Source organism: uncultured Azohydromonas sp. (assembly GCF_937926365.1).
GTDB lineage: Bacteria > Pseudomonadota > Gammaproteobacteria > Burkholderiales > Burkholderiaceae_C > Azohydromonas.
In genome coordinates this window covers 1-10205 of record NZ_CALAOH010000105.1, presented here as the reverse complement: position 1 = coordinate 10205, position 10205 = coordinate 1, and the positions used below count along the sequence as shown (strand labels likewise).

8 protein-coding genes are annotated in these 10205 nt (G+C 67.2%); 3 read left to right on the top strand and 5 right to left on the bottom strand.

Features of this window, described 5'->3' with window-relative positions; translation table 11 throughout:
• Positions 1-276: 276 nt before the first annotated feature.
• The 5 genes from Q0741_RS10915 to Q0741_RS10895 all read right to left on the bottom strand — a co-directional run bounded on the left by Q0741_RS10915 (position 277) and on the right by Q0741_RS10895 (position 5917).
• Positions 277-1299 (bottom strand): TRAP transporter substrate-binding protein, encoded by a 1023-nt coding sequence (locus tag Q0741_RS10915; RefSeq protein ID WP_298233228.1) that lies wholly within the window; start codon positions 1297-1299, stop codon positions 277-279.
• A gap of 94 nt (positions 1300-1393) precedes the next feature.
• A complete protein-coding gene (locus Q0741_RS10910; RefSeq protein WP_298233227.1) occupies positions 1394-2842 on the bottom strand; it encodes an aldehyde dehydrogenase family protein in 1449 nt (482 codons plus the stop codon).
• A gap of 13 nt (positions 2843-2855) precedes the next feature.
• Complete coding sequence (locus Q0741_RS10905; RefSeq protein ID WP_298233226.1) at positions 2856-3947, bottom strand: tartrate dehydrogenase; 1092 nt, start codon at positions 3945-3947, stop codon at positions 2856-2858.
• A gap of 71 nt (positions 3948-4018) precedes the next feature.
• Positions 4019-4915, bottom strand: a complete 897-nt coding sequence (locus tag Q0741_RS10900) for an NAD(P)-dependent oxidoreductase (protein WP_298233225.1) — start codon at positions 4913-4915, stop codon at positions 4019-4021.
• Between the two features lie 213 nt (positions 4916-5128).
• Entirely contained in the window at positions 5129-5917 is a 789-nt protein-coding gene (locus tag Q0741_RS10895) for an IclR family transcriptional regulator (RefSeq protein WP_298233224.1), read from the bottom strand.
• A gap of 165 nt (positions 5918-6082) precedes the next feature.
• Between Q0741_RS10895 and Q0741_RS10890 the strand changes: the two genes are divergently transcribed.
• From Q0741_RS10890 to Q0741_RS10880, 3 genes are read left to right on the top strand one after another with little or no spacing between them, the layout of a single operon-like run.
• Positions 6083-7060 (top strand): tripartite tricarboxylate transporter substrate binding protein, encoded by a 978-nt coding sequence (locus Q0741_RS10890; protein WP_298233223.1) that lies wholly within the window; start codon positions 6083-6085, stop codon positions 7058-7060.
• Positions 7061-7088: 28 nt separating this feature from the next.
• Entirely contained in the window at positions 7089-7874 is a 786-nt protein-coding gene (locus tag Q0741_RS10885) for an enoyl-CoA hydratase/isomerase family protein (RefSeq protein WP_298233222.1), read from the top strand.
• 8 nt (positions 7875-7882) lie between these two features.
• Entirely contained in the window at positions 7883-9973 is a 2091-nt protein-coding gene (locus Q0741_RS10880) for an acetate--CoA ligase family protein (protein ID WP_298233221.1), read from the top strand.
• The last annotated feature ends 232 nt before the right edge of the window (positions 9974-10205 follow it).

Sequence of the window (10205 nt, the reverse complement as noted above, 5' to 3'; positions counted from 1 at the left end):
TGCTTCAAGCATGACGGTTCGTTTTGAATATAAATATTTATTATTTATGACTTATAAATGACTTATTGGTGTGGAAGTTGCCGCTATTCGATATTTGTTGGTTTGCCTGCGACGTAGGCCATGCCTTTGATCAAGGCGAAGTCAAGCCTGCTCCAGGCTGCTGGCCGCAGCACTGGAAGGTTTCATCAAGGCAAGGGGCTGCCTGTGGCCTGCCTTGAATCCCGGGCTCGCCTATCGCGAGCTTGCGGGACCAGGCGGCACGCCATGGCGCTCCATTTATTTGGAAGCGGAGCGGACCTTTTCGATTTCCGAGCGAACCTCCTGCATGAGGCCCGCATCTATTTCCTTGGCGTACTTTTCGGTGACCGGCTGGAGCCGCTGCTTGATCTGCGCAACGGCATCAGGCGACAACTCGTTGACGAGCATGCCATGCGATTTGAGCTCTGCCAGGGTCTTCTTGTCTTCTTCACGGCTCAGCTTCCGCTGGTATTCACGCGCCTCTGCGCAGGCATCCTTGAGAATGCCGCGCTCGACGGGTTGCAGCTTGTCCCAGAACTTGGTGCTCACCATCAAGGCATAAGGCGAATAAGCGTGTTTCGTGATGCTGAGGTATTTCTGGACTTCATTGATCTTGAAGGCCGAGACAATCAATGCCGGGTTCTCCTGTGCGTCGATGGCCTTGGTTTCAAGCGCGGAGTAGACTTCCGGCCAGGCCATCGGTACTGAATTCGCACCCAGGGTGTTGAACATGTCAACGAACACCGGATTTTGCATGGTGCGAATTTTCAACCCCTTGAAATCCTCCAGGCGCGCGATGGGACGCTTGCTGTTGGTGACATGGCGGAAACCATTCTCCCAATAGCAAAGACCGACGACGCCTTTCTTGCCCAGTTTTTCGAAGAGCTTGGTGCCCACCGCTCCATCGACGATGGCATCGACTTCCTTTTCGCTGGAGAAGATGAACGGCAGGTCGAAGAGCGCAAAATCCTTGACGATGCCCACCAGCGGCGCGGACGACATGCCGATCATTTCCTGTACGCCGCCCTGCGTCGCGGAAATCATCTGCGACTCGGAACCCAGCTGTGCCGCGGGGTATGCCTTGACCTTTATCTTTCCACCGCTTTTTTCCGACACCAAGTCGGCAAACTTGCTCACGCCTTTGCCGATCGGATGCGTTTCACTGACGCTGTAGCCAAACTTGATGTTGTGGCTGCTGACCTGGGCTTGCGCACCAACGGACAGCAACGAAAGCACAGCGGCCCAGACCGGCGCGCTCGGCATATTGAATAGGGATTTCATGCTTGTCTCCTGTCCATGTCCAGGTGGTGGCTGAGCAGCCGCAGGCTGCATGCGGTGGCGTGCCCGCAGTGCTCAACGTTTCTGACAGCGGGTGTCAGCCGTGCTTGATGGCAATCGTTTTGAGCACGGTGAAACCCAGCAGGGCCTCGAAGCCCTTCTCGCGGCCATAGCCACTGGCTTTCACGCCGCCGAAGGGAAGTTCCACGCCACCGGCCGCACCGTAGTTGTTGACGAAGACCTGGCCACAGCGCAGCTTGCGCGCCAGGCGCAGCCCGCGCCCGCCGTCGCGGGTCCACACGCCCGCCACCAGACCGAAGTCCGTCCCGTTGGCCAACCGAACGGCATCGGCCTCGTCGTCGAAGGGCATGGCCACGAGCACCGGTCCGAAGATCTCCTGCTGAGCCAGGCTGTGGGCATGCGGCACATCACGCAGCAGTACGGCCTCTTGGTAAAAGCCTGCGGCTGCAGCCTCGGGATGCAATTCGCCGCGTGCCATCACGGTGAGTCCATCGGCCTCGGCCTGGGCCAGCGCGCGCTTGACCTGCTCGTACTGCTTGCGGTTGACCAACGGACCCATGTCGAGCTCCAGCGCGGGAGGACCGCTGCGCAACGCCCGGAAGCGCTGGGCCAGCCCGTCCAGGACTTGCTCATACACGCTGCGCTGCACCAGCAGCCGGCTGCCGGCCGAGCAGGTCTGTCCAGCGTTTTGCACGATGCCGTTGAGGATGACCGGCAGGGCCGCGTCCAGGTCGGCGTCTTCGAACACCAGCTGCGGCGACTTGCCGCCGAGTTCCAGCGTCACGGGGCAGAACCGCTTGGCTGCGGCCTCGGCCACCAGCCGCCCGGTGGTGCTCGAACCGGTGAAGGAGATGTGGTCGATCCCCGGGTGCGCAGTGAGAAACGATCCTGCCTCGTGGCCGTAGCCCGTGACGACGTTGAGCGTGCCGGCGGGCAGGCCGACTTCCGCGGCCAGCGCCGCCAGGCGCAGGATCGACAGGCTGGCGTCCTCGGCCGGCTTGACCACGCAGGCGTTGCCTGCGGCCAGCGATGCGATGACGGTGCGCCCGAAAATCTGCATCGGGTAGTTCCAGGGGATGATGTGTCCCGTGACGCCATGGGGCTCGCGCATGGTCACGACCATGTAGCCCGCCTCGTAGGGCAGTGTCTCGCCGTGGAGCTTGTCGCAGGCGCCTGCGTAGTACTCCAGGTAGCGCACCAGGGCCGCGACGTCCGCCCGCGCCGTCTTCATCGACTTGCCGGTGTCGCGGGCTTCCAGTTGCGCGAGCTCCTGGCCGTTCCGTGCCACTGCTTCCCCGAAGCGATACAGCAGCCGGCCGCGCTGTGCCGCGCTGAGCTGGCCCCAGGGGCCGTCGAAGCACTCCCCGATCGCCCCACGTGCGGCCGCGACTGCAGCCCCCACGTCCTGCTCGCTGCCGCGGGCAATCTCGCCAATGCTTTCCCCGTTGCTCGGGTCAACAACCGGGATGGACTCGCCGCTGCTGGGCGCGATCCAGGTGTTTGCAATGTAGTGCTGCATGCGCATGGCTTGGCTCTCCTCAGTGGGCGGCAACACTGGAAACGCAGTCCGCAATGGCCCGCCCGACGTCCTGCGTCGTGGCGCGCCCGCCCATGTCCGGCGTGCGCGGGCCATCGGAGAGCACGAGCTCGATCGACTTGACGATGCAGTCGGCTGCGGCCTGGTACGCATCCTGGCCGCGGCCCAGGTGCTCCAGCATCAGCGCTGCCGACCAGATTTGCCCGATGGGGTTGGCGATGCCCTTGCCGGCGATGTCCGGCGCCGAGCCGTGCACGGGTTCGAAGAGCGAGGGGAAACGCCGTTCGGGGTTGACGTTGGCGGAAGGCGCGATGCCAATGGTGCCCGTGCAGGCCGGTCCCAGGTCCGACAGGATGTCGCCGAACAGGTTGGAGGCCACCACGACGTCGAACCAGTCCGGGTGCTGCACGAAGTGCGCGGTCAGGATGTCGATGTGGAACTTGCGCACGCTGACATCGGGATAGCGCTTGGCGGCCTCGGCCAGACGCTCGTCCCAGAAGGGCATGGTCACCGAGATGCCGTTGCTCTTGGTGGCGGCCACGAGCGACTTGCGCGGACGGCGCCTTGCCAGCTCGAAGGCATGGTCGAGGATGCGGTCCACGCCCAGCCGGGTGAATACCGACTCCTGGATGGCCATTTCGCGCTCGGTGCCTTCGAACATGCGGCCTCCCACCGACGAATACTCGCCTTCGGTATTTTCTCGCACGATCAGGAAGTCGATGTCACCCGGGCGGCGGTTGGCCAACGGCGTGGGAATGCCGGGCATCAGCCGCGCGGGCCGCAGGTTGACGTACTGGTCGAACTCGCGGCGGATCTTGATCAGCGATCCCCATACCGCTTCGTGGTCCGGCACGAGGTCAGGCGCACCCACGGCGCCGAAGTAGATGGCATCGTGGCCGCCAATCTGCTCCTTCCAGTCCTGGGGCATCATCGTGCCGTGGCGTACGTAGTGCCGGCTGCACCAGTCGAAGTGATCGAAGGTCAGCGAGATGCCGAACTTGCGGCCGACCTCATCGAGGACGCGCAGCCCTTCCGGCATGATTTCAGTACCGATTCCGTCGCCGGGAATCACGGCAATGCGATGGCTGCTCATTGGCGAGCTCCGTGGAGTTGAGGGGGGAAGCTGACAGACCCCACTGCGCAAGCAGTGGCTTGCCAATGGCTTTACTGGCGTGGCGTGTCGGTGTTGCGCTGCGAGAGCAGTGCCACCAGGTCCGACACCATCGCGCGGGCACCGCCCTGCTTCACCGCGGCGTCCAAGGTGTTGGACACGGCATCGGCAATCAGGTGCTCGGCCCGTGTGTCGTCGGCCATGCTGGTGTAGTAGCGCAAGTCCTTCAGCGCGTTGGCCATGAAGAACTGCACCGGGGTGCCGTTGGGATCGAGGATGGCGGGTTTCAGGCGATCCAGGGCCACGCCGGCACCGCCGCCGCCAGCAAGCACCTCGATGAAGACCTCGGGTTCGATACCGCTGTGCGCGGCACAGGCGGCCGCCTCGGCAATCAGCGCCATGGATCCCAGCGAGACGAAGTTGTGCAGCAGCTTCAAGCGGTGTCCCGCACCGACGCCGCCGGCATAGGCGATGTTCTCGGCGAAGGCACGCAGCAGCGGGGTAATGCCCTCTATGACCGCCTTGTCGCCACCTACGAGCAGGTTCAGCCGCCCTTCGTGGGCGTGTTGGGCCGTGCGCGTCATCGGCGCGTCGATGAAGTGGCCGCCAGCGGCACGCACCGCCTCGGCCATGCGTACGCTGGATGCCGGCACGGCGGTTGAGCAGTCAATGACGATGGTGCCCTGGCGCAGGCCTTCGAGCGCGCCATCGGTGCCGCAGAGGACGGCCTCCACCTCAGGCGACCCGGTGACGCACAGAATCAGGACGTTGCACTCGGCGGCCAGCGCCTTGGCGGTGGGTACCGTGGTGGCGCCGCCGCCCTTGAGTTCGTCAAGCGGCTGGTTGCCAGGATGCTCCAGCACCGTCAGACCGTAGCCATGTTTGATCAAGTTGCGTGCAATACCATGGCCCATCAAACCCACACCCGCGATGCCAACGCGTTCCTTCATGGTTGTCTCCGAGTTCTGTCCGGGCCTTTGGAGGCGCCGTGTTGCCGTGGTACTGCTTCACCGGCGAGGCGTGAGCAATGACCACCCGTTGAGACCAGTGTAGGAACGGACTCGCACTTTCAGAAGTGCAAAGAAGCCAAGCTTGGGTTGCAGAAAGTGCAAGGCCACCTGGGATGCAGTTCGGTGCGGGTGCGCTCCAGCAGCGCTCTCGCGTCAGGCAGCCGCGAGCCGCTCCTGCAGTTGCTTTGCCAGGGCCAGCAGCGGCTCCTGCAGCCGCTCCACCACGGCCTGCGGTGTCTCGTCACCGGCGACGCTCATGTTGAGCACGTGCACGGGATGGCCGTGCGGGAAGATCGGCGTGGCCAGGGCCACGACCTGCGGCTGCCACGAGGCCCAGCAGTAGCCCTCGTCACGCACGCTGGCCACGGCCTGCGCGATCTCGCGTGACAGCTCACCCCATTCACGGCCGCGCCGGGCCTTGAAGTGCGCCAGCAACCGCTTGCGTACCGGCTCGTCGGCCGCGGCCAGCCAGGCGCGACCCAGCGACGTCAGTTCCATGGGCACGCGTTGCCCGGCCACGACGTTGCGCCAGGACACGCGGCGGCTGTAGCGCACGGACTCCAGGTAAACCATCTCGTCGCGATCCGCCACCGCCAAGCCGACGTTGATCTTGCGTTTCTCGGCTTCGCTGCGCATGAGCGCTCCAGCCACCGCCAGCACCGGCGATCCGGTGCGCATGGCGTGGGCAAGGCTCAGTATCGGGGCGGCGAGCCGATAGGCCCGGCGGCTTCTGTCGCGCTCCAGCAGGCCGCCATCCACCAGGGTCTGCGTGAGCCGACTCACCGTCGCGCGCGACAGCCCCGTGCGCTCCGCGAGCTCGCCATTGCCCAGCAGATCGGCGCCGGGGCGGAAGGCACGAAGGATCTCCACACCCCGCTCCAGCGAGCGATTCCGGTCGCCGCTGGAGGGTTTCTCCACCGACCATGCCTCTGGCCTCTCCATGGTCGCCGCTCCTTGCGTGATTTGCCGATTTCCACCTGTCGGAAATTGACTGGTGCGAGACGCCAGTATGCAACCTAACCTTGCAGGCATCGATGACGGCACCGCAAGCCGCTTTCCGCCGCATCAGACGACGCCGCCATCGGCGCAGCCTTCAGGAGACAAACCATGCAGATTGCCTTGCGCTCGCACTTGGCGAGGTTGGGTACCTTCGTCGCCACCGTGGCGCTGGCCACGGGTACCGCGTTCGCCGCGTACCCCGAAAAGCCGATCCGCCTCGTCGTGCCCTTCGCCCCCGGCGGCGGCACGGACATGATCGCCCGCACGCTGGGCCAGGGCATGGGCAAGGAGCTGGGCCAGACGGTGATCGTGGACAACAAGCCCGGCGCGGGCACGGTCATCGGCACGGATGCCGTGGCCAAGAGCCCGGCCGACGGCTACACGCTGGTGATGGCCTCGTTCGCGCACGCGGTCAATCCCAGCCTGATGCCCAAGCTGCCGTATGCCTGGGACAAGGCGTTCGCGCCGGTGATGCTGGTCGGGCGCGGCCCCAACGTGCTGGTGGTGCGCGCCGAGAGCCCGTACAAGAGCGTCAAGGACGTCATCGCGGCGGCCAAGGCTTCACCGGGCAAGCTGACCTTCGCCAGCCAGGGCAACGGCACGTCGGCCCACCTCGCCGGCGAGATGTTCAACTACCTGGCCAAGGTCCAGACGCTGCACGTGCCCTACCGCGGCGCGGGCCCGGCCCTCAACGACCTGCTGGCCGGGCAAGTGGACATGATCTTCGGCACCGCGGCTGCCGTGGCCAACCTGCTGGACGCCGGCAAGCTGCGCGCGCTGGGCGTCACGACGCCCGAGCGCTCGCCCGCGCTCAAGAACGTGCCCGCCATCGCGGAAACCGTGCCCGGCTACGTGGTGGAGAGCTGGTACGGCCTGTATGCCCCGGCCGGCACCCCGGCCGATGCCATCACGAAGCTCAATGCCGCCGCCAGGAAGGCCGCGCGCACCGAGGAATTCGCCAAGAGGGTCGAGCAGGAGGGCCTGGCGATCAACGCCGGCCCGCCGGCCGAGCTCGACGCCTACGTGCGCGCCGAGGAGGCTCGCTGGCGCAAGGTTGTCAAGGACAACAACCTCAAGGCCGACTGAACCCAACAACCCCTCTCCGCTTCCCATCATGAGCAACGAACTGATCGACCTGCAGGTCCACGCCGGCATCGCCACGCTGACCCTCAACCGCCCCGACAAGCGCAACGCGATGAGTGACGCCATGCGCAGCCAGTTCATCGAGGCCCTGGAGCACGTGGCCGCTGACAAGGCCATCCGCGCCCTGGTGCTCACCGGCGCCGGCAAGGGCTTCTGCGCCGGCGGCGACATCGCCGGCATGGAACGCCGCCTGAGCGCCCCGGCCGGCGAGGTCGCCTTCAACGGCTGGCATCGCCAGCAGCGCGTGCACCACACCCAGGCGCTGCTGCACACCATGCCCAAGCCCGTCATCGCCGCCGTCAATGGCGCCGCCTCGGGCCTGGGCGCCGACACCGCGCTGGCGTGCGACTTCATCATCGCCAGCGAGTGGGCCAGCTTCACCTGGTCCTACATCCACCGCGGCATCGTGCCGGACGGCGGCGGCATGTACTTCCTGCCGCGCCGCGTGGGCCTGCCCAAGGCCAAGGAGCTGATCTTCACCGGCCGCAAGGTCGATGCTGAGGAGGCCCTGTCGCTGGGCATCGTGGACCGCAAGACCAGCGCCGAGACCCTCGTGGCCGATGCGCAGGCCTGGGCCGCCGAGCTGAGCCAGGGCTCCGCCACCGCGCTGGCACTGGGCAAGACCATCCTCAACCAGAGCTTCGAGCTCAGTGCTCAGCAGGTCTTCGCCCAGGGCAGCCAGGCCCAGGGCATCTGCTACACGAGCACCGAGCACCGCGAATCCGTCATGGCGTTCCTCGCCAAGTCCGCCAAGTGAGGTCCGACATGGACGCCATCTCCCGACTCCTGAAGCCCCGCAGCGTCGCCGTCATCGGCGCCTCGGCCGATGCCACCAAGACGGCCGGCCGCCCGGTGTCGTATCTGGTCAAGCATGGTTTCAAGGGCAACGTCTATCCCGTGAACCCCAAGGCCGAGCGCATCGGCGAGCTGCGCTGCTATCCCGACGTGGCCTCGCTGCCGACGGTGCCTGACGTGGGCATCGTGCTGCTGGGCGCCGAGCGGGCGCACCTGGCGGTGCGCGACCTGACCGCGCGCGGCTGCGCCGCCGCCATCGTGCTGGCCAGCGGCTACACCGAGACCGGCGAGGAAGGCGCGCGGCGCCAGCGCCAGCTCATCGAGGCCGCCGGCTCCATGCGGCTGCTGGGCCCCAACACCATCGGGCTGGTGAACCTCACCGACAACATCGTGCTGTCGGCCACGGGCGCGCTGGAGATGGAGCATTTCCCCGTGGGCACCATCGGCGTGGTGTCGCAAAGCGGCGGCATCCTGGGCGCGCTGCTGTCGCGCGCCGCGGCGCGTGGCATCGGGCTGTCCAAGCTGGTCTCCACCAGCAACGAGGTGGACCTGGAGCTGGCCGACTTCATCGACCACCTGGTGGATGACGAGGCCACCAGGGTGATCGCGCTCTATGTTGAAACCGTGCGCAACCCGCAGAAGTTCCGCGCCGCCGCCCTCAGGGCCGCGCGGGCCGGCAAGCCCATCGTCGCCTTCAAGATCGGCCGCTCCGAGGCCGGCGCGCTGGCCGCTGTGTCGCACACCGGCGCGCTGGCCGGGGCCGACCGCATGTACGACGCGCTGTTCCGGCAGACCGGCGTGATCCGCGCCCAGGCCTTCAGCGATCTGCTCGACATCCCGGCCGCGCTGGCCACGGGTCGTGTATTGCGCAACAACCGCGTGGCGATCCTGACCTCCACGGGCGGGGCTGGCACGCTGGTGTCGGACAGCCTGGGCGTGTCGGGTTTCGAGACGCCGGCGCCGGACGCCGAGACGGCCGCCGCGCTGCGCGCGCTGCAGACCGGCAACCACGCCGCGCTGGACCGCAATCCCATCGACGTGACGCTGGCCGGGCTGCAGCCTGACCTGCTGCGCGGCGCGATCAAGGCGGTGCTGGCCAGCCCCAGTTATGACGCGCTGGTGGTGATCGTGGGCTCCTCCGGCCTGGCGATGCCGGAGCTCATGGCCGGCGCGATCCAGGACTGCCTGCCGCTGTCGGACAAGCCCGTGCTGGCCTACGTCAGCCCGCATGCCCCCGAGGTGGGCGCACTGCTGACCCGACGCGGCGTGCCGGCCTTCGCCGCGGCCGAGAGTTGCACGGCGGCCCTGGGCGGGATGCTGCAGGCCAGCCAGTGGCAGGCGCCCTCGACCGAGGCGCCACTGCAGGAGGCCGCCGTGCCGGTGGAGGACTTTCCCGCCGGCTCGCTGGACGAGGCGCGGGCCAAGCAGCTCTTCGCGCGCTTTGGCGTGCCGTGTGCCCGCGAGGCCGTCGTCCAGACGGCCGCCGAGGCCGAGCAGGCGGCGCGGGAGCTGGGCGGCCAGGTGGTGCTCAAGATCCTCTCGGGCGAGATCACGCACAAGAGCGACGTGGGCGGCGTGGCCGTGGGCCTGACGGCCGAGCAGATCGGCGCGCGGCTGGCCGAGATGGCCGCGCAAGTGGAAGCCCGGGCCGGCGTGCGGCCGCAGCGCTTCCTGGTGCAGGAGATGGTGGCCGGTGGCACGGAGCTGATCCTGGGCCTGCACCGCGATGCGCTGGGCACGGCCGTGCTGCTGGGCATGGGCGGCGTCACGGCGGAGCTGTTCAAGGACACCACGATGCGGCTGCTGCCGCCCGCAGGGCCGCTCAGCCGCGAGGAAGCGCTGTCCATGGCGCGCGAGCTCAAGACCTGGCCGCTGCTTGATGGCTTCCGCGGCCGGCCCAAGGCTGACGTGGACGCGTTGGTGGACACCATCGTCGCGTTCTCCGCCATGGCGGCCCAGCTCGGCGACCGTCTGGCCGAGGCCGAGATCAACCCGGTGTTCGTGCTGCCACGGGGCCAAGGGGTGCGCGCCGCCGACGGCGTGGCCGTGCTCGCGCGCTGACCCAAGCGGTCCGCATCGGTCGGACCGCCTCCCTGCATCAACACGCCCGAGGCCCCGAGGGCCGGGCATCGCCATCACCGGAGCATCGACATGAGCGCCCGTGTACACCTGGAACGCGACGGCGACGTGGCCGTCGTCGTGATCGACAACCCGCCCGTCAACGCCGGCTCGGCCGAAGTGCGCCGCGGCCTGCTCGACGCCATCGAGGCCGCGGGCCGGGACGATGCCATCC

Excerpts from the sequence above, each read along its gene's own strand:
- Q0741_RS10895 (WP_298233224.1), bottom strand. The coding sequence starts at position 5,917 with ATGGAGAGGCCAGAGGCATGGTCGGTGGAGAAACCCTCCAGCGGCGAC.
- Q0741_RS10910 (WP_298233227.1), bottom strand. The coding sequence starts at position 2,842 with ATGCGCATGCAGCACTACATTGCAAACACCTGGATCGCGCCCAGCAGC.
- Q0741_RS10880 (WP_298233221.1), top strand. The coding sequence starts at position 7,883 with ATGGACGCCATCTCCCGACTCCTGAAGCCCCGCAGCGTCGCCGTCATC.
- Q0741_RS10885 (WP_298233222.1), top strand. The coding sequence starts at position 7,089 with ATGAGCAACGAACTGATCGACCTGCAGGTCCACGCCGGCATCGCCACG.
- Q0741_RS10890 (WP_298233223.1), top strand. The coding sequence starts at position 6,083 with ATGCAGATTGCCTTGCGCTCGCACTTGGCGAGGTTGGGTACCTTCGTC.
- Q0741_RS10915 (WP_298233228.1), bottom strand. The coding sequence starts at position 1,299 with ATGAAATCCCTATTCAATATGCCGAGCGCGCCGGTCTGGGCCGCTGTG.
- Q0741_RS10900 (WP_298233225.1), bottom strand. The coding sequence starts at position 4,915 with ATGAAGGAACGCGTTGGCATCGCGGGTGTGGGTTTGATGGGCCATGGT.
- Q0741_RS10905 (WP_298233226.1), bottom strand. The coding sequence starts at position 3,947 with ATGAGCAGCCATCGCATTGCCGTGATTCCCGGCGACGGAATCGGTACT.